The organism is Paracoccus aminovorans, from assembly GCF_900005615.1.
In the GTDB taxonomy this organism is placed as follows: Bacteria; Pseudomonadota; Alphaproteobacteria; order Rhodobacterales; family Rhodobacteraceae; genus Paracoccus; species Paracoccus aminovorans.
Window position 1 is genome coordinate 1,043,352 of the sequence record NZ_LN832559.1, and the last position, 18,390, is coordinate 1,061,741.

The window sequence follows — 18,390 nt, forward strand, 5'->3', positions numbered from 1 at the left end:
GCGGACAAGGCCGGGCTGGCCCTGTCCGCCCATCGGTTTCAGGCGGCCTTGCGCGCGGTCTTGCCGTAGAAGCTTTCCCCCTTGGCGGCCATGTCCCTGAGCAGTTGCGGCGCGGCGAAGCGCGGACCGAATTTTGCTGCGAGGTCTTCGGCGATCTCGACCGCGCGGGGGGCGCCCAGCATGTCGAGCCAGCCGAAGGGACCACCCGACCAGGGCGCGAAACCCCAGCCCAGGATAGCACCCACATCGCCTTCGCGGATGTCCTCCAGCACGCCGTCCTGCAGGGCGCGGACGGCTTCCAGCGATTGGGCGAACATCAGCCGGCGCTGGATCTCGGTCAGTTCGGGCTGGCTGTCGGCTTCGGGCCATTCGGTGGCGAGGCCCGACCAGAAGCCCTGGCGCTTGCCGGCCTCGTTATAGTCGTAGAAGCCGGCCTTGGTCTTGCGGCCCAGCCGGCCCAGTTCGGCGAACTTGAAGATCACCGCGTCCACGGCGCCGTCCGGATAGGCGTCGCCCATGGCCGCCTTGGTCGCCTTGGCGATCTTGACCCCCAGGTCGATCGAGGTTTCGTCCACCAGCTGCAGCGGCCCCAGCGGCATGCCCATCATCTTGGCGGCGTTTTCGATCAGCACCGGGCTGACGCCTTCGGCCACCATGCGGATGCCCTCGTTGATATAGGGGATGATGCAGCGGTTGGCGTAGAAGAAGCGCGCGTCGTTGACCACGATGGGGGTCTTGCGGATCTGGCGCACGAAATCCAGCGCCTTGGCGACGGCGCGCGGTCCGGTCTCGTGGCCCTTGATGATCTCGACCAGCAGCATCTTGTCCACGGGGCTGAAGAAATGGATGCCGATGAACTGGTCGGGCCGGGCGCTGGCCTTGGCCAGATCGCTGATCGGCAGGGTCGAGGTGTTGGTCGCGAAGATCGCGTCCGGCGGGATCACCGCCTCGGCCTTGGCGGTGACCTCGGCCTTGACCTTCGGATCCTCGAACACCGCCTCGACCACCAGGTCGCAACCGGCGAGGGCGGCGTAATCGGTGGTGGCGGTGATGCGGGAAAGCACCTCGGCCTTCTTCTCCTCGGTCGCCTTGCGGCGCGAGATGGCCTTGTCCAGCAGTTCGGCGGAATGCGCCTTGCCGCGGTCGGCCGAATCCTGGGCGGCGTCGATCAGCACCACCTCGATCCCGGCCATGGCCGAGACATAGGCGATGCCCGCGCCCATCATCCCGGCGCCGAGGATACCCAGCTTTTTCACCGTCTGGTCCGGCGCTTCGGGGCGGTTCGCGCCTTTCTCCAGCGCTTCCTTGTTGATGAACAGGCTGCGGATCATCGCGGTCGAGGACGGGTTCATCAGCACGTTGGTGAACCAGCGCGCCTCGATCCTCAGGGCGGTGTCGAAGGGCACCATCGCGCCCTCATAGACCGCCGCTAGCAGCGCCTTGGCCGCCGGATAGACGCCCAGCGTCTTGCCATGCACCATGGCCGAGGCGCCGACGAAGGTCATGAAGCCCGCGGGATGATAGGGCTCGCCCCCGGGCATCTTGTAGCCCTTGGCGTCCCAGGGCTTCACCAGATCCGAATCCGATGCCTTCAGCACCCAGTCGCGGGCCGCGGCGACCGGATCGGCGGCGACCTCGTCGACCAGCCCGGCCGCCTTGGCCTTGGCCGGGTCGCTCAGCTTGCCCTCCAGCAGGAAGGGCGCGGCGCCCATGGCGCCCAGCTTGCGCACCAGCCGCGTGGTGCCGCCGCCGCCGGGAAAGATGCCGACCATGATCTCGGGCAGGCCGATCCTGGCCTTGGGGTTCTCGGCGGCAAAGATGCGATGCGTGGCCAGAGGCAGCTCCAGCCCGATCCCCAGCGCGGTGCCGGGCAGGGCGCTCGCGATGGGCTTGCCGCCCTTTTTGGTCTTGGGGTCCATGCCCGCCAGCTCGATCTTGCGCAGCAGATGGTGCAGCGACATGATGCCGTCGAACACGGCCTGGGTGCCGCCGTCCTTCATCGCCGCGATGACGTTCAGGTCCATGCCGGCGGCGAAGTCCTTTTTGCCGCTGGTGACGACGATACCCTTCACCGCCTCGTCGGCGAGCGCGTCGTCGATCAGCGCGCCCAGTTCGGCCGCGCCGTCCAGCGACAGCACGTTCATCGATTTGCCCGGCACGTCCCAGGTGATGATGGCGACGCCGTCGGCGTCCTTCCGCATGGTGAAATCGGTCATTCCGCGTCTCCCTGTTTCGGGTAGGGGGTGCCGTCGAGACGGGTATACCCCTTGGGCGTCGCCAGCAGGTCGAGGCCCGGATAATGGCAGATATTGTCGGGATTCCGGCTGCCCACGATCAGATAGGTCGCGGGTCGGTCGGTGTGGTTGGTCAGGCAATGGGCGACGGGCGTGCCGGCCTTCCAGCAGCAGGCGTCGCCGGGACCGATGATGGTGGCCGTCCCGTCCTCATGCACGGTGATCTCGCCCGAGAGCATATAGAGGAACTCGTCCTCGTGCTCTTCCCAATGCGGCTGGCTGGACTGGCCGCCGGGATGCAGGGTTTCCAGCGCGGCGCCGAATTGCGTCAGCCCGCCGGCCTCGGTCAGGTGGCGATAGGACAGGTTGCCGGCGCCGAGGTTGTAGGGCGCCGGATAGGTCGAGACGGCATCGGTTTCGGCGACGCTGTCCTTGCGCAGGATCGCCATCACACCCGCTCGATGATGGTGGCCGCGCCCATGCCCGAGGCGATGCAGAGCGTGGCGAGGCCCACGGTCTTGTCCTGCCGTTCCAATTCGTCGAGCAGGGTGCCGATGATGATGGCGCCCGTCGCGCCCAGCGGATGGCCCAGCGCGATGGCGCCGCCGTTCACGTTGACCACGGCGGGATCGACCTGGAACGCCTGCATGAAGCGCAGGACGACCGCGGCGAAGGCCTCGTTCACCTCGAAGAGGTCGATGTCGCCGATCGCCATCCCGGCCTCGCGCAGGATCTTTTCCGTCACCGGCACCGGGCCGGTCAGCATGATGGTCGGATCGGTGCCGATCTTGGCGGTGGCGCGGATGCGGGCGCGGGGCTTCAGCCCATGCGCCTTGCCGAATTCCGCATTGCCGATCAGCACCGCGGCGGCGCCGTCGACGATGCCCGAGCTGTTGCCGGCGTGGTGGATGTGCTCGATGCGCTCCAGATGCGGGTATTTCAGCATCGCCACCTTGTCGAAGCCGGGCATGCTTTCGCCCATTTCCTTGAAGCTGGCCTTCAGCTTGGCAAGATCCTCCAGCGTGGTGCCCGGCCGCATGTATTCGTCGCGGTCGAGGATGGTCAGGCCGTTCTGGTCCCGGACCGGCACGATGGATCGGGCGAAGCGGTTCTCGGCCCAGGCGGCGGCGGCGCGGCGCTGGCTCTCGACGGCCAGGCTGTCGGCCTCTTCGCGCGAAAAGCCGTATTCGGTGGCGATGATGTCGGCGCTGATGCCTTGCGGCACGAAATAGGTCTTGAAGGTCAGGCTGGGGTCCACGGCGATGGCGGCGCCGTCGCTGCCCATGGCGACGCGGCCCATCATCTCGACGCCGCCGGCGATATAGGCCTGGCCGGCGCCGCCCTTGACTTGGTTCGCGGCCAGGTTCACCGCCTCCATGCCCGAGGCGCAGAAGCGGTTGATGGCCAGGCCGGGGATCGACTCGTCCAGGTCGGATTCCAGCACCGCCGAGCGGGCGAGGCAGCCGCCCTGTTCCTTGACCTGGGTGACGTTGCCCCAGATCACGTCCTCGACGGCATGACCTTCGAGCCCGTTGCGCTCCTTGACGGCATTCAGCAGCCGGGCGGACAGCGCGACCGACGTGACCTCGTGCAGGCTGCCGTCCGGGCGGCCCTTGCCGCGCGGGGTGCGGGCGGCGTCGTAGATATAGGCTTCGGTCATGCGTCCTCCTTCGCGGCCCGGTCCGCGGGATTGCCGGGCATCAGGTCATAGGGGTGTTTCCAGCCGGGCAGCGCCGCGATGCGCGCGAGCCAGGCGTCGATATGGGGCCATCCGGCGCGGTCGAAACCGAAAGGCTCGGGGTAGAACAGGTAGCTGCAACAGGACAGATCGGCGATGCTGGGCGTGTCGGCCGCCAGCCAGTCGCGGCCGGCAAGCTGATTCTCCAGGGTATTCAGCGCCGCCTTGCAGCGTCCCTGCATCCAGCCGATCACCTCGGCCGGGCGCTTGTCGGGCGGCAGGAAGTTCATCAGGAAACGCAAGGCGCCGAATTGCGCCGAGCCCTTGTGATTGTCCCAGAACAGCCAACGCAGAATCTCGTCCCGTTCGCCCTCGGCGAAGCGGCCGGTCTTCTCGGCCAGGTGCAGCAGAATGACGCCGGATTGCGTCAGCCTGCGGCCGTCCTCGACGAAGACAGGCGCCTCAGCCATCTCGTTCAGCGCCTGATATTCCGGGCTGCGCGTGGCGCCGCCGAAGAAATCCACGAAGACCGGCTGCCAGCGATAGCCGGTCAGCTGCATCATGAGCGCCACCTTGTAGGAGTGGCCGGATTCTCCGAAACAATGAAGCTGGGCGGTCATCTGGGCTTCCTTTTCTGCGCGGGACCGGCTGTTGGACAGTTGGGAATGGGTATTTCTGAAACGGAAAGCGCGTTAGCTGGTTCTTAATCTTCCTGCGCTATTCCTGATTTCGCGGTACAGGCTGGGGAGCCGATGACCGCAAACGGAAAGAGCGCCCCGGACTCCCGGTCCTGCCTGTCCCTCGGCACGACCCGGGGTGCGGGGCGCCGCATCGATCTTTCCGTTTTTCAAATACCCATGCAGCCTTGCCTCCTGGCGCTACCGCCACCGATTTCAGAACCGCGCCGCATCCAGCGCCATCACCGGCTCGGCGCCCGAACGGATGCGGGCGAGATGCATCGCGGTCGCCGGCAGCTGCCGCGCCATGTAATAGCGCCCCGTCGCCAGCTTGGTCTCGTGGAACGTGGCGTCCTGCGTGCCTTCCCCCAGCGCCTTGCGCGCGGCGGCGGCCATGCGCAGCCACATCAGTCCCAGCGCCACATGGCCGAACAGATGCATGAAGTCGTAGGAGCCGGCCAGCGCCGCGTTCGGGTTCTTCATGCCTTGCTCCATGAAGAACATCGCCGCCGATTGCAGGTCCTTCGAGGCTGCCTTCAACGGCTCGCAGAACCGGGCCTGCAGCAACTCGTCGGCTTCCTGCACCTTGATCTCGGATTTCACCATCTCGAAGAAGGCCATGATCGGCTTGCCGCCCTCGGCCGCCAGCTTGCGGCCGACCAGGTCGAGCGCCTGCACGCCGTTCGCGCCCTCGTAGATCATGGTGATGCGCGCGTCGCGGACGAATTGCGACATGCCCTGTTCCTCGATGTAGCCGTGACCGCCGAAGACCTGCTGCGCCTGCACCGCCGAGTCGAAGCCCTTGTCGGTCAGGAAGCCCTTGATCACCGGCGTCAGCAGCGACACGAGGTCGTGGGCCTGCCGGTCGTCGGCCAGCTTCGCGCGGTCGATCAGATGCGCGCCCCAGAAGGCCAGCGCCCGGGCGCCTTCGAGAAAGCTCTTCTGGTCCATCAGGTTGCGGCGGATGTCGGGATGCACGATCAGCGGGTCGGCCGGGCCCGACGGGTTCTCGTCCCCGGTCACCGCCCGGCCCTGCAGCCGGTCGCGGGCATAGGCGGCGGCGTTCTGATAGGCGGCCTCGGCGACGGAATAGCCTTGCAGGCCGACGCCGATGCGGGCCTCGTTCATCATGGTGAACATGGCGCGCATGCCCTTGTGCAGCTCGCCCAGCAGCCAGCCCTGGGCGCCGTCGTAGTTCATCACGCAGGTCGCGTTGCCGTGGATGCCCATCTTCTCTTCGATGTTGCCGACCGAGACGGCGTTGCGCTCGCCCAGGGTCCCGTCCGCGTTCACCAGGAACTTCGGCACGATGAAAAGCGAGATGCCGCGCGTGCCCTCGCCGCCGCCGGGCGCCTTGGCGAGGACCAGGTGGACGACGTTTTCCGCCATGTCGTGGTCGCCGGCCGAGATGAAGATCTTCTGCCCGGTGATGCGGTAGCTGCCGTCCTCCTGCGGCTCGGCCTTGGTGCGCAAAAGCCCGAGGTCGGTGCCGGCATGGGGCTCGGTCAGGTTCATGGTGCCGGTCCATTCGCAGCTGACCATCTTCGGCAGATAGGTGGCCTTCTGGTCGTCGCTGCCATGGGCGTGGATCGCCGAATAGGCGCCATGGGTCAGGCCCTGATACATGGTGAAGGCCATGTTCGCAGCCGAGAACATCTCGCCCGCCGCGAGGCCGATCACATAGGGCATGCCCTGGCCGCCATATTCCGGATCGCAGTCGAGCGCGGTCCAGCCGCCCTCGCGCATCTGCTCGAAACCGGCGCGGAAACCGTCGGGCGTGCGGACGACGCCGTTCTCCAGCCGGCAGCCCTGGCGGTCGCCGACCGGGTTCAGCGGCGCCAGCACCTCGGCGGCCAGCTTGCCGGCGGCGTCCAGCACGGCTTCGGTGAATGCGCGGTCCAGATCGCCATGGCCGGGAAGGTCCTGCTTCGAGATCTCCAGCACGTCGTGCAGGACGAATTGCATGTCGCGGACGGGGGCGGCGTAGGTGGTCATCGGTCCTCCCAAGGTTGGCGCGGGCTCAGGCGCCGGATTTCAGTGTCTGCAGCCAGGCCTCGCCGTCGGCGATCTGTTCCCGCAATTCGGCGATGGCGGTGCCCAGCTCCTGGTGCTGGCGTTCCATGTCGGCCAGCCGCTCGCGGGCGGTGCTGATCGTGGCTTCGGTCTGGGTGATGTTGCGTTCGGCCGGATCGTAGAGTTCCAGCAGCTGCCGGATCTGTTCCAGCGAGAAGCCGAAGCGCTTGCCGCGCAGGATCAGCTTCAGCCGGGCGCGATCCGTGCGGCCATAGAGCCGGTGCTGACCGCGGCGCAGGGGAAACAGCAGTTCGCGCGCCTCGTAGAAGCGCAGCGTGCGGGGCGTCACCTCGAAGGCGTCGCACATCTGGCGGATGGTCATCAAGTCGTCGCCCATGCCGATCCTCCTTTGCCAAGCCGGTCGCCTTCGGGGTATATAGGCGCCGGTTGACGCGCACGTAAGGCGGGACGTGGCGTCAGCGCCCCGGCTGCCGCCGGGTCAGTCCCGCTGCGGCTCGGCCCCGGTCTCGCCCGCCGCCTCCATCCGGGCCAGCAGCGACTCGGTGTCGTTGCGCAGCGCCAGCAGGTCGTTCATCGCCGTGTCCAGTTCCTCGCGCTGCTGGGCCAGGACCTCGAGCTGGCGGTCGGCCAGGCCGATCCAGACCCGGTATTGCTCGCGCGTGCCCTTCTCGCCGTAGATCAGCAGCCATTGCCGGATGTCCTCGAGCGAGAAGCCGAAGCGGCGGCCGCGCAGGATCAGCTTCATCCGGGCGATCTCGCGCGGGCCGTAGAAGCGCGAGCGGCCTTCCTTGCGCGGGCTCAGCAGCTCGATATACTCATAATAGCGCAGCGTGCGCGGGGTCACGTCGAAACGCGCGCACATTTCCTTGAAGCCAATGTATTCGTTATCGGTCATGCGAGGGGCCCCGATGCTTTGGCCGGCAGGAAGAGCCTATCGCGCCGCCCGTGCAAACTCAACCTTTGGTCGCCGGGCTTGCCAGGCCGGCAGGCGCTGCTACCATCCCTGCCAGCCAGCAGAGGACAGCCAGTGCCCATGACCGAACCATCGCCGCAAGAACTGGCCGAGCAGCGCCAGCGCATCGCGCGCCAGTTCATCGAGGTGATCCCGCATGCCCGCGCGCTGGGGATGCGCTTTCTGACGCTTTCCGAAGAGGCGACCGAGATTTCCCTGCCCTGGCGCGAGGACCTGGTGGGCGACCCGCGCAGCGGGGTGATCCACGGCGGCGTGATCTCGGCGCTGATGGATACCTGCTGCGGAGCGGCGGTGATGGCGCATCCGGCGGGCGCGCGCTCGACCGCGACCATCGACCTGCGCATCGACTACATGCGCCCGGCGACGCCCGGCCAGGCGATCCGCGCCCGGGCCAGCTGCTATCACGTCACCCGCTCGGTCGCCTTCGTGCGGGCGATGGCGATGGACGACGACGAAACCCGCCCCGTGGCCACCGCCACCGGCGCCTTCACCATAGAGCGCTGAGATGGCCGGCCGCAACGAACCGGTGGCCGCGATCAAGTCGCGCCGCAACAACGCCTTGAACGCCCTGGTCGCCGGCGTGCCCTATGTCCGCTGGCTGGGCATTTCCTTCGACCGCCGCGGAGACGAGCTGACCGCCGTGCTGCCCTTCGACGAGAAGCTGATTGGCAATCCGATGCTGCCGGCGATCCACGGCGGCGTCACCGCCGCCTTCCTGGAGGTGACCGCCATCGTCGAGCTGACCTGGACCGCGATCTGGGAGGACATGGAGCAGGGCCGCATCGCCCCGGACGCCGCGGTGCCCGACAGCATGCCGCGGCTGCCCAAGACCATCGACTTCACCGTGGATTACCTGCGCTCGGGCCTGCCGCGGGACGCTTATGCGCGGGCGCGGGTGGTGCGCTCGGGGCGGCGCTATGCCAGCGTGCAGGTCGAGGCCTGGCAGGACCAGCGGCAACGGCTTTTCGCCCAGGCCACCGGGCATTTCATGATGCCGCAGGAGGGCTGAGCCGGCCGGGGCAGGGGGGTGCGGGCGATGCGATCCGAGGGGACGGATCGGGCGCCGGATGTCTTAATCGTCACCGGGGGTGTCGCAATTGAAGCATGATACGCCGTTTCCTGGACTAGGATCGGGCCTGCGGCCCACGGTTTTGGCGGGGGTTGAGGCGCGCGGGCGCAACCGCGCGTTCCAGATCATCAAGGAGGAGAGATCGCATGAGCAACAGAGGCGTCGTCTACATCGGCCCTGGCAAGGTCGAGGTCCAGAACATCGCGGACCCGAAGCTGCAATCCCCCGACGGGCGCAAGATCGAGCATGGCGTGATCCTGAAGGTGGTCTCGACCAACATCTGCGGCTCGGACCAGCACATGGTGCGCGGCCGCACCACCGCCGAACCGGGCCTGGTGCTGGGCCATGAGATCACCGGCGAGGTGATCGAGAAGGGCGCCGATGTCGAGATGCTGGACATCGGCGACATCGTCTCGGTTCCGTTCAACGTCGCCTGCGGCCGCTGCCGCTGCTGCCGTGAAGGCGATACCGGCGTCTGCCTGACGGTGAACCCGGCCCGCGCCGGCGGCGCCTATGGCTATGTCGACATGGGCGGCTGGATCGGCGGTCAGGCGCGCTACGTCATGGTGCCCTATGCCGATTTCAACCTGCTGAAATTCCCGGACCGCGACCGCGCCCTGTCCAAGATCCGCGACCTGACCATGCTGTCGGACATCCTGCCCACCGGCTTCCACGGTGCGGTCAAGGCCGGCGTCGGCGTCGGCTCGACCGTCTATGTCGCGGGGGCCGGCCCGGTGGGCTTGGCGGCTGCCGCCTCGGCCCGCATCCTGGGCGCGGCCGTGGTGATGATCGGCGACTTCAACAAGGAACGCCTTGAGCACGCCCGCAAGGTCGGCTTCGAGCCGGTGGATCTGTCGAAATCCGACCGTCTGGGCGACATGATCGCCGAGATCACCGGCACGCCCGAGGTCGATTCGGCCATCGACGCCGTGGGCTTCGAGGCGCGCGGCCATTCCGGCGGCGAACAGCCGGCCATCGTGCTGAACCAGATGATGGAGATCACCCGCGCCGCCGGCCAGATCGGCATCCCCGGGCTTTACGTCACCGAGGATCCGGGCGCGGTCGACAGTGCCGCCAAGCAGGGCAGCCTGTCGATGCGCTTCGGCCTGGGCTGGGCCAAGGCGCAGTCGCTGCACACCGGCCAGACGCCGGTGCTGAAGTACAACCGCCAGCTCATGCAGGCGATCCTGCACGACCGGCTGCCGATCGCCGACATCGTGAACGCGACCATCATCCCGCTGGACGAGGCCGTCGCCGGCTACGAAAGCTTCGACCACGGCGTCGCCAAGAAGTTCGTGCTGGACCCGCATGGCAGCCTGGCGGCCTGATCGCCGCACCGGCATTGGCCGAAACGAAGAACTCCCCGCCAAGGCGGGGAGTTTGCTTTTTGCGGATCGTGATCGTCGGTGCGGCGGGGGCCGGTGCGGCGCCGGGCCGCGGCCCGCGATCAGCTTTCGTTGACGATCTGCTCGCGGGCGATGCCGCGCAGTTCGATCATCTTGGCGCGGATCGCCTCGGCCTCGACCTTGCCCGACAGATCGGCCGAGAGCTTGCGGAACACGTCCTCGTCGCCCGGCTCGTCGAAATCGGAACTGACGATGGTCAGCGCATAGGCGCGGGCGTCGTCGCCGGTCTTGCCCAGCAGCGCCGCCGCCCATTCGCCCAGCAGGCGGTTGCGTCGCGCCTCGGCCTTGAAGTTCAGCTCTTCGTCATGGGCGAATTTCGCCTCGTAAGCGCGTTCGCGGTCGTCAAAAGTCGTCATGGCGGCCTCTGCTTGGGTTTTCCAAAGGGTATGATGCGGAACCGGCCGCATCGCAAGCCCGTATTGCCCCCGGCCCCGTTTCTGGCCTATAGCGCGTTAAAGTTTGTCACCTTGCGGACGGGAGAAGCGCAGCATGGCACCAAGGCGCAAGAAAATCTACGAAGGCAAGGCCAAGATCCTGTACGAGGGCACCGAGCCGGGCACGCTGATCCAGTATTTCAAGGACGACGCCACCGCCTTCAACGCCCAGAAGAAGGCGACCATCGAGGGCAAGGGCGTGTTGAACAACCGCCTGTCCGAGTTCTTCATGTCGGGGCTGACCAATATCGGCGTGCCGAACCACTTCATCCGCCGCATCAACATGCGCGAGCAGCTGGTGCGCCAGGTCGAGATCATTCCGCTGGAAGTGATCGTGCGCAACTTCGCCGCCGGTTCCATCGCCAAGCGGCTAGGCATGGAGGAGGGCACGCCCCTGCCGCGCCCGATCGTCGAATACAGCTTCAAGAACGACGAGCTGGGCGACCCCTTCGTCAGCGAGGAATACGTCATCGCCTTCGGCTGGGCCAGCCAGCAGGACCTGGACGACATCGTCAGCCTGGCGCTGCGGGTGAACGATTTCCTGTCGGGGGTGTTCTTCGGCGTCGGCATCAAGCTGATCGACTTCAAGATCGAGATCGGCCGGATCTGGGACGGCGATTTCATGCGCCTGATCGTCGCCGACGAGATCAGCCCGGACAGCTGCCGGCTGTGGGACGTCAAGACCGGCCAGAAGCTGGACAAGGACGTGTTCCGCCGCGACCTGGGCAGCCTGACCGACGCCTATACCGAGGTGGCGCGCCGGCTGGGGCTGATGCCCGCCAACACCACCTCGCTTTCCAAGCCCACGCTGATCAACTGAAGGACCGCCCCCATGACCGCCCCGCTGAAAGCCCGTGTCACCATCATGCTGAAGGACGGGGTCCTGGACCCGCAGGGCGAGGCGATCCGGCATGCGCTGGGGGGGCTGGGCTTTGCCGGCGTCTCGGGCGTGCGGCAGGGCAAGGTGATCGAGCTGGACCTGGCGCCGGAGCTGTCGGGCGATGCCGAGGCGGCGAAGGCCGAGGTCGCGCGCATGTGCGAGGGGCTGCTCGCCAATACCGTGATCGAGAAATACGCGGTCGAGATCCTCTGATCCGCCGCGCCGGGGGCTTCGCGCCCCCGGACCCCCGCGGAGTATTGGAAGAACGAAGAAAGCCGGGCGCTGTCGGGAGGACATGCCGGTGATCGACAAGCTTGAGATGTTCATGGCCCTGGCGCGCGAGCGGCATTTCGGCCGCGCCGCCGAATCGCTGGGCATCACCCAGCCGACGCTGTCCTCGGCCATGCGCTCGCTGGAGGAGCAATTGGGGGTGCAGCTGGTGCGCCGCGGCTCGCGCTTCCAGGGGCTGACGCCCGAGGGCGAGCGGGTGCTGGGCTGGGCCCGGCGCATCGTCGGCGATGCCCGCGCCATGCAGGCCGAGATGCAGGCCAGCCGCAAGGGCGTCTCGGGCCGGCTGCGCCTGGGGGTGATCCCGACCGCCATGCCGCGCATCGCCGAGCTGACCGGGCCGTTCCTGAAGCGCCATCCCAGTGCCGGGGTCTCGATCCTGTCGCGCAGCTCGGACGAGATCCGTGACCAGATCGAGGCGCTGGAGCTGGACGTGGGCGTCACCTATCTGGACAGCGAGCCGCTGGGCCGGGTGCAGAGCGTGCCGCTGTACCGCGAGACCTATTGCCTGATCGACCGCACCGAACAGGCCGAGCCGGCCGACTGGGCCGAGGCCGCGACCCGGCCGCTGTGCCTGCTGACCCCGGACATGCAGAACCGCCGCATCGTCACCCGCCACCTGCTGGAGGCGGGCGCGGATGCGATGCCGCGAGTCGAGTCGACCTCGATGCTGGCGATCCTGGCGCATGTCGCGACCGGCGACTGGGCCGCGATCCTGCCGCGGGCGCTGGCGCGCGGCCTGCCGCTGCCCGAAGGTGTGCAGGCGCGCGACCTGGAGGGCGATGGCCATATGGTCGGGCTGGTCGTCGCCGGACGCGAACCGCATCCGCCGCTGGTCGAGGCGCTGCTGCGGCTGGTGGGCCGGAACCAGCCCGGAGCGGGCGGTCGCGAAGCGGGAAATGCGCCGGCCATCGATTGATGTTTTCAATCAACGGACGACATATCACGATTGCCTTGGCTATCGACGGGCCGTAATCTGGTCAAAACATGAGAGCCCGGATCGACCTAGCCATGACCTTACCAGCCACCGATGCTGATCTTCTTCTGCGCCTTGATGAGATCATCGCCGCACACAAGGGGCGGGAGGGGCCGCTGCTGCCCATCCTGCACGACCTGCAGGCGGAATGGGGTCATGTGCCCGAGGCCGCCGAACCGGTGATCGCGGCCGCCCTGGGCCTGACCCGGGCCGAGGTGCATGGCGTCGTCAGCTTCTATCACGATTTCCGCGACCATCCCCATGGCCGGCACGTGCTGCGGCTGTGCCGGGCCGAGGCCTGCCAGTCGATGGGGGCCGACGAACTGGCCGACAAGGTCCGCGCCGCGCTGGGGCTGGACTGGCACGAGACCACGCCCGACGGGCGGCTGACGCTGGAGCCGGTGTTCTGCCTGGGGCTTTGCGCCTGCGCGCCCTCGGCGCAGATGGGCGAGACGCTGGTCGGCCGGGTGACGCTGGACAAGGTGCAGAAACTGGTCGCGGAGGCGGGCGCATGAGGGTCTGGGTTCCTTTGGACGCGGCCGCGAAGGCTTTGGGCGCCGACGCGGTGGCCGAGGCGCTGGCGCGCGATTTCACCGTCACCCGCAACGGCACCCGCGGCATGGTCTGGCTTGAGCCTCTGGTCGAGGTCGAGCGCGACGGCGTGCGTTACGGTTACGGCCCGGTCGAGCCGGGCGACGTGGCCGGGCTGGTCGAGGCGATCCGCAGCCGCGCCGATCATCCGCTGGCCTTGGGGCCGGTCGAGGAACTGCCCTGGATGAAGGGGCAGATGCGGCTGACCTTTGCCCGCGTCGGCGTCATCGACCCGTTCTCGGTCGAGGAATACGAGGCGCATGGCGGTTTGGCCGGTTTGCGCCGCGCCATCGAGATGGGTCCCGAGAAGATCGTCGAGGAAGTCACCGAATCGGGCCTGCGCGGCCGCGGCGGCGCCGGTTTTCCGACCGGCATCAAGTGGAAGACGGTGGCGGGCGCCAAGGCCGTGCGCAAATACATCGTCTGCAACGCCGACGAGGGCGACTCGGGCAGTTTCGCCGACCGCATGCTGATGGAAGGCGATCCGCTGACCCTGATCGAGGGCATGGCCATCGCCGGCATCGGCGTCGGCGCCGTGCAGGGCTATGTCTATATCCGCAGCGAATATCCCGATTCGATCCGCAACATGGAGATCGCGATCGAGCGTGCGCGGCGGGCCGGCATCCTGGGCGATTCCGTTCTGGGCTCGGGCCATGCCTATGACATGGAGGTGCGGACCGGTGCCGGCGCCTATGTCTGCGGCGAGGAAACCAGCCTGCTGAACAGCCTGGAGGGCAAGCGCGGGGTGGTGCGCGCCAAGCCGCCGATCCCGGCGCTGGAGGGTTTCCTGGGCCGGCCGACGGTGGTGAACAACGTGATCTCGCTGGCTTCGGTGCCGTGGATCCTGACCCATGGCGGCGCGGAGTATGCCAAGCTCGGCATCGGCCGCTCCAAGGGCACGATCCCGATCCAGATCGCCGGGAACGTGAAATACGGCGGGCTCTACGAAGCTGCCTTCGGCATGAGCCTGCGCGAGATCATCGAGGACATCGGCGGCGGCACCGCCTCGGGCCGGCCGGTCAAGGCGGCGCAGGTCGGCGGGCCGCTGGGCGCCTATGTGCCGCATTGGAACTTCGACGTGCCCTTCGGCTACGAGGAGCTGGGCAACAAGGACGCGCTTCTGGGCCATGCCGGCATCACCGTCTTTGACGACACCGCCGACATGCTGAAGCTGGCGCGCTTCGCCATGGAGTTCTGCGCCGTCGAAAGCTGCGGCAAGTGCACGCCCTGCCGCATCGGTTCGATCCGGGGCGTCGAGACCATCGACCGTATCGCCGCCGGCGACGACGCGGATGGCATCCCCATCCTGAAGGACCTGTGCAACACCATGAAATGGGGCTCGCTTTGCGCGCTGGGGGGCTTTGCGCCCTTCCCGGTGATGTCGGCGCTGACCCATTTCCCTGACGATTTCAGCGGGCGCGGCGACCAGCGCCCCGGCACTAAATATCGGGAGGCCGCAGAATGAAAGACTTCATCATCCCCGACCGCGACATGGGAACCCCCGCGGTCAAGTCCGACGTGACCGTGAACCTGCTGGTGGACGGCATCCCGGTCAGCGTGCCGGCCGGCACCAGCGTCATGCGCGCCGCCGCCGTGGCCGGGATCTCGGTGCCGAAGCTTTGCGCCACCGACCACGTCAGCGCCTTCGGGTCCTGCCGGCTGTGCGTCGTGCAGATCGAGGGCATGCGCGGCACCCCCGCCTCCTGCACCACCCCGGTCTTCGAGGGCATGGTGGTCCATACCCAGACCGAGGAAGTGGCGCAGATCCGCAAGGGGGTGATGGAGCTTTACATCTCGGACCACCCGCTGGACTGCCTGACCTGCGCCGCCAACGGCGATTGCGAATTGCAGGACATGGCCGGCGCCGTCGGCCTGCGCGAGGTGCGCTTCGATCCGGGCGCGAACCATTTCGCCAAGCGCACGGCCGAGGGGCCGAACCCGGAATACCGGCCCAAGGACCAGTCGAACCCCTATTTCACCTTCGACCCGGCGAAATGCATCGTCTGCTCGCGCTGCGTGCGGGCCTGCGAAGAGGTGCAGGGCACCTTCGCCCTGACCATCGAGAGCCGTGGCTTCGACAGCCGGGTTTCGGCGGGCCTGGCCTCGGACAGCTTCCTCAGCTCGGATTGCGTCAGCTGCGGCGCCTGCGTGCAGGTCTGCCCGACCGCGACGCTGATCGAGAACAAGGTGATCGAGATCGGCACCCCCGAGCATATTGTCAAGACCACCTGCGCCTATTGCGGCGTCGGCTGCTCCTTCGACGTGCATATGCGCGGCGAGGAAGTGGTGCGCATGGTGCCCTCCAAGGACGGCAAGGCGAACCACGGCCACAGCTGCGTCAAGGGCCGCTTCGCCTGGGGCTATGCCACGCACCAGGAACGCAAGCTGGAGCCGATGATCCGCGAGAAGATCACCGATCCCTGGCAGGTGGTCAGCTGGGACGAGGCGCTGGACTTTGCCGCCAACCGGCTGCGCGCCACCCAGGCCGATCACGGGCGCGATTCCATCGGCGTCATCACCTCGTCGCGCTGCACCAACGAGGAAACCTATCTGGTGCAGAAGCTGGCGCGGGCGGTGTTCCACAACAACAACACCGACACCTGCGCCCGGGTCTGCCATTCGCCGACCGGCTATGGGCTGAAGACCGCCTTCGGCACCTCGGCCGGCACGCATGACTTCGATTCGGTCGATGACACCGACCTGGCGCTGGTCATCGGCGCCAACCCGACCGACGCGCATCCGGTCTTCGGTTCGCGGCTGCGCAAGCGGCTGCGCGAGGGGGCGTCGCTGATCGTCGTCGACCCGCGCGAGATCGACCTGCTGAAGACCCCGCATATGGGCGACAGCCTGCACCTGCCGCTGCGCCCGGGCACCAACGTCGCCGTGGTCACCGCGCTGGCGCATGTGATCGTGGCCGAGAAGCTTTACGACGAGGCCTTCATCCGCGAGCGCTGCGACTGGGACGAATTCCTGGACTATGCGGAATTCGTGCTGGACCCCAAACATTCGCCGGAAGAGGTCGAGAAGCTCAGCAAGGTTCCGGCCGATCTGATCCGCCGCGCTGCACGCGCCTATGCCGCCGCGCCCCGCGCCAGCATCTATTACGGGCTGGGCGTGACCGAACATTCGCAGGGCTCGACCACGGTCATGGCCATCGCCAACCTGGCGATGATGTGCGGCAATATCGGCAAGCCCGGCACCGGCGTGAACCCGCTGCGCGGCCAGAACAACGTCCAGGGCTCCTGCGACATGGGCTCGTTCCCGAACGAATACCCGGGCTATCGTCATGTCTCGGACCCCGAGGCGCGGGCGATCTATGAAAAGGTCTGGGGGGTGGAACTTTCGCCCGAACCGGGCCTGCGCATCCCGAACATGTTTGACGAGGCGCTGGCCGGCCGCTTCCGCGGTCTCTACTGCCAGGGCGAGGACATCGTGCAGTCCGACCCCGACACCCGCCATGTCACCAGCGCGCTGTCGGCCATGGACATCGTCATCGTCCACGACCTGTTCCTGAACGAGACCGCCAACTACGCCCATGTCTTCCTGCCGGGCTCTTCCTTCCTGGAAAAGGACGGCACCTTCACCAATGCCGAGCGCCGCATCAACCTGGTGAACCGGGCGATGACGCCGAAGAACGGCTACGAGGACTGGGAAATCACCCAGATGCTGGCCAACCGCATGGGCGGCAACTGGAGCTATCGGCACCCGCGCGAGATCATGGCCGAGATCGCCCTGACCACGCCCAGCTTCGCCGGCGTCTCGTTCGAGCTGCTCGAACGCGAGGGTTCGGTGCAATGGCCCTGCAACGAAAAGGCGCCGCTGGGCACGCCGGTGATGCATATCGACGGCTTCGTGCGCGGCAAGGGCAAGTTCATCCACACCGAATATGTCGCCACCGAGGAACGCACCGGCGCCCGCTTCCCGCTGCTGCTGACCACCGGGCGGATCCTGTCGCAATACAACGTGGGCGCGCAAACCCGGCGCACCGACAACGTCGCCTGGCACCCCGAGGATATCCTGGAGATCCATCCCTCGGATGCCGAAAACCGCGGCGTGCGCGAGGGCGACTGGGTGCGGGTGGCCTCGCGCTCGGGCGATACCAGTTTGCGCGCGCATATCACCGAACGGGTGGCGCCGGGGGTGGTCTATACCACCTTCCACCACCCGACGACGCAAGCCAACGTGGTGACCACCGACAATTCCGACTGGGCGACCAACTGTCCGGAATTCAAGGTGACGGCCGTGCAGGTCAGCCCCTCGAACGGCCCGTCGGATTGGCAGGAGGAGTATCGCACCCACTCCGAACTGTCGCGCCGCATCCTGCCGCACGCCGCCGAGTGAGGCCATGCGCGACGGCAGGACCGGCGTGATGCGCTGGCAGGACGGGACGTGGCAGCACGTGGCGCCCGCGCCTGCGCCGCAGGAAATGCCGGTCGCCATCGTCATCGACGGCATGTCCCAGGCCGTGCTGATGGCGACGCCGCACGACCTGCGCGACTTCGCCCTGGGCTTCGCGCTGACCGAAGGGCTGATCGCCGCCCCCGAGGATATCGAGGGTTTCGAGGAGGCCGAGGTCGAAGCCGGCGGTTTCGCGGCGCGCGAGGCGCGGCTTTGGCTGCGTCCCGGCCTTGCCGCCGGTCTGGCCGAGCGTCGGCGCTCGATGGTCGGCCCGGTCGGCTGCGGGCTTTGCGGCGTGGACAGCATCGCCGCCGCGCTGCCGCAGGTCGTCGCGGTCGCCTCCGAATGGACCATGCCGCCCGCCGATGTGGGCCGGGCCATGGCCGCTCTGGCTGCCGGCCAGCACCTGCGCCGCGACACGCCCGCGATCCACGGCGCCGCCTTCTGGGACGGCGGCGCGGCGCTGGTGCGCGAGGATGTCGGCCGGCACAATGCGCTGGACAAGCTTGCCGGGGCGCTGTCGGCGCAGGGCCGCGACGCCGGGCAGGGCGCCATCGTCATGTCCTCGCGCCTGTCCGTCGACCTGGTGCAGAAATGCGCCCGCATCGGCGCCCCGGTGCTGATCGGCGCCTCGGCCCCGACCGGCCTGGCGCTGCAATGGGCCGCGCGCGCCGGCATCACCCTGATCGCCCGCGCGCGCGGCGACAGTTTCGACCTTTACACCCACCCACGTCGCATCGCCGGAACCTGAA

At 67.7% G+C, this 18,390-nt stretch carries 18 protein-coding genes; 10 read left to right on the forward strand and 8 right to left on the reverse strand.

Annotated elements, in window-relative coordinates; genetic code table 11:
• Window positions 1-38: 38 nt before the first annotated feature.
• The 7 genes from JCM7685_RS05280 to JCM7685_RS05310 all read right to left on the reverse strand — a co-directional run bounded on the left by JCM7685_RS05280 (window position 39) and on the right by JCM7685_RS05310 (window position 7,518).
• A complete protein-coding gene (locus JCM7685_RS05280) occupies window positions 39-2,216 on the reverse strand; it encodes a 3-hydroxyacyl-CoA dehydrogenase NAD-binding domain-containing protein (protein WP_074965848.1) in 2,178 nt (725 codons plus the stop codon).
• Window positions 2,213-2,683, reverse strand: a complete 471-nt coding sequence (locus tag JCM7685_RS05285) for a cupin domain-containing protein (RefSeq protein ID WP_074965849.1) — start codon at window positions 2,681-2,683, stop codon at window positions 2,213-2,215. Before JCM7685_RS05285 ends, JCM7685_RS05280 begins: the two co-directional genes overlap by 4 nt.
• Window positions 2,683-3,894 (reverse strand): acetyl-CoA C-acetyltransferase, encoded by a 1,212-nt coding sequence (locus tag JCM7685_RS05290; RefSeq protein ID WP_074965850.1) that lies wholly within the window; start codon window positions 3,892-3,894, stop codon window positions 2,683-2,685. The genes JCM7685_RS05285 and JCM7685_RS05290 overlap by 1 nt, the downstream gene beginning before the upstream one ends.
• Complete coding sequence (locus tag JCM7685_RS05295; RefSeq protein WP_074965851.1) at window positions 3,891-4,532, reverse strand: glutathione S-transferase family protein; 642 nt, start codon at window positions 4,530-4,532, stop codon at window positions 3,891-3,893. Before JCM7685_RS05295 ends, JCM7685_RS05290 begins: the two co-directional genes overlap by 4 nt.
• Before the next feature lie 273 nt (window positions 4,533-4,805).
• Window positions 4,806-6,584, reverse strand: a complete 1,779-nt coding sequence (locus JCM7685_RS05300) for an acyl-CoA dehydrogenase C-terminal domain-containing protein (RefSeq protein WP_074965852.1) — start codon at window positions 6,582-6,584, stop codon at window positions 4,806-4,808.
• 25 nt (window positions 6,585-6,609) lie between these two features.
• Window positions 6,610-6,999: a MerR family transcriptional regulator gene (locus JCM7685_RS05305; RefSeq protein WP_074965853.1), complete on the reverse strand. Its 390-nt coding sequence runs from the start codon at window positions 6,997-6,999 to the stop codon at window positions 6,610-6,612.
• A 102-nt stretch (window positions 7,000-7,101) separates the two neighbouring features.
• On the reverse strand, window positions 7,102-7,518 hold the full coding sequence (locus JCM7685_RS05310; protein ID WP_074965854.1) for a MerR family transcriptional regulator: 417 nt from the start codon (window positions 7,516-7,518) through the stop codon (window positions 7,102-7,104).
• Between the two features lie 138 nt (window positions 7,519-7,656).
• Here JCM7685_RS05310 and JCM7685_RS05315 point away from each other — a divergent pair, with 138 nt between their 5' ends.
• The 3 genes from JCM7685_RS05315 (at window position 7,657) to fdhA (ending at window position 9,993) form a co-directional block, all read left to right on the forward strand.
• Window positions 7,657-8,100: a PaaI family thioesterase gene (locus JCM7685_RS05315; protein ID WP_170848877.1), complete on the forward strand. Its 444-nt coding sequence runs from the start codon at window positions 7,657-7,659 to the stop codon at window positions 8,098-8,100.
• Between the two features lies 1 nt (window position 8,101).
• Entirely contained in the window at window positions 8,102-8,605 is a 504-nt protein-coding gene (locus tag JCM7685_RS05320; RefSeq protein ID WP_074965855.1) for a PaaI family thioesterase, read from the forward strand.
• A gap of 206 nt (window positions 8,606-8,811) precedes the next feature.
• Window positions 8,812-9,993 carry a formaldehyde dehydrogenase, glutathione-independent gene (gene fdhA, locus JCM7685_RS05325; protein WP_074965856.1) on the forward strand — a complete coding sequence of 394 codons (1,182 nt, stop codon included), beginning with the start codon at window positions 8,812-8,814 and terminating at the stop codon, window positions 9,991-9,993.
• A 119-nt stretch (window positions 9,994-10,112) separates the two neighbouring features.
• Here fdhA and JCM7685_RS05330 read toward each other — a convergent pair whose 3' ends face one another.
• Complete coding sequence (locus JCM7685_RS05330) at window positions 10,113-10,427, reverse strand: DUF1476 domain-containing protein (protein WP_074965857.1); 315 nt, start codon at window positions 10,425-10,427, stop codon at window positions 10,113-10,115.
• Between the two features lie 133 nt (window positions 10,428-10,560).
• Here JCM7685_RS05330 and purC point away from each other — a divergent pair, with 133 nt between their 5' ends.
• The 7 genes from purC (at window position 10,561) to fdhD (ending at window position 18,389) form a co-directional block, all read left to right on the forward strand.
• Entirely contained in the window at window positions 10,561-11,325 is a 765-nt protein-coding gene (gene purC / locus JCM7685_RS05335) for a phosphoribosylaminoimidazolesuccinocarboxamide synthase (RefSeq protein WP_074965858.1), read from the forward strand.
• A 24-nt stretch (window positions 11,326-11,349) separates the two neighbouring features.
• A complete protein-coding gene (gene purS, locus JCM7685_RS05340; protein ID WP_074965993.1) occupies window positions 11,350-11,598 on the forward strand; it encodes a phosphoribosylformylglycinamidine synthase subunit PurS in 249 nt (82 codons plus the stop codon).
• 88 nt (window positions 11,599-11,686) lie between these two features.
• Complete coding sequence (locus JCM7685_RS05345; protein WP_074965994.1) at window positions 11,687-12,592, forward strand: LysR family transcriptional regulator; 906 nt, start codon at window positions 11,687-11,689, stop codon at window positions 12,590-12,592.
• 92 nt (window positions 12,593-12,684) lie between these two features.
• A complete protein-coding gene (locus JCM7685_RS05350) occupies window positions 12,685-13,164 on the forward strand; it encodes a formate dehydrogenase subunit gamma (RefSeq protein WP_074965859.1) in 480 nt (159 codons plus the stop codon).
• On the forward strand, window positions 13,161-14,705 hold the full coding sequence (locus JCM7685_RS05355) for an NADH-ubiquinone oxidoreductase-F iron-sulfur binding region domain-containing protein (protein ID WP_074965860.1): 1,545 nt from the start codon (window positions 13,161-13,163) through the stop codon (window positions 14,703-14,705). The genes JCM7685_RS05350 and JCM7685_RS05355 overlap by 4 nt, the downstream gene beginning before the upstream one ends.
• Window positions 14,702-17,581, forward strand: coding sequence for a formate dehydrogenase subunit alpha (gene fdhF / locus JCM7685_RS05360; RefSeq protein ID WP_074965861.1), 2,880 nt, complete (start codon window positions 14,702-14,704; stop codon window positions 17,579-17,581). Before JCM7685_RS05355 ends, fdhF begins: the two co-directional genes overlap by 4 nt.
• A 4-nt stretch (window positions 17,582-17,585) precedes the next feature.
• Complete coding sequence (fdhD, locus tag JCM7685_RS05365; RefSeq protein ID WP_100526033.1) at window positions 17,586-18,389, forward strand: formate dehydrogenase accessory sulfurtransferase FdhD; 804 nt, start codon at window positions 17,586-17,588, stop codon at window positions 18,387-18,389.
• Window position 18,390: the final 1 nt, after the last annotated feature.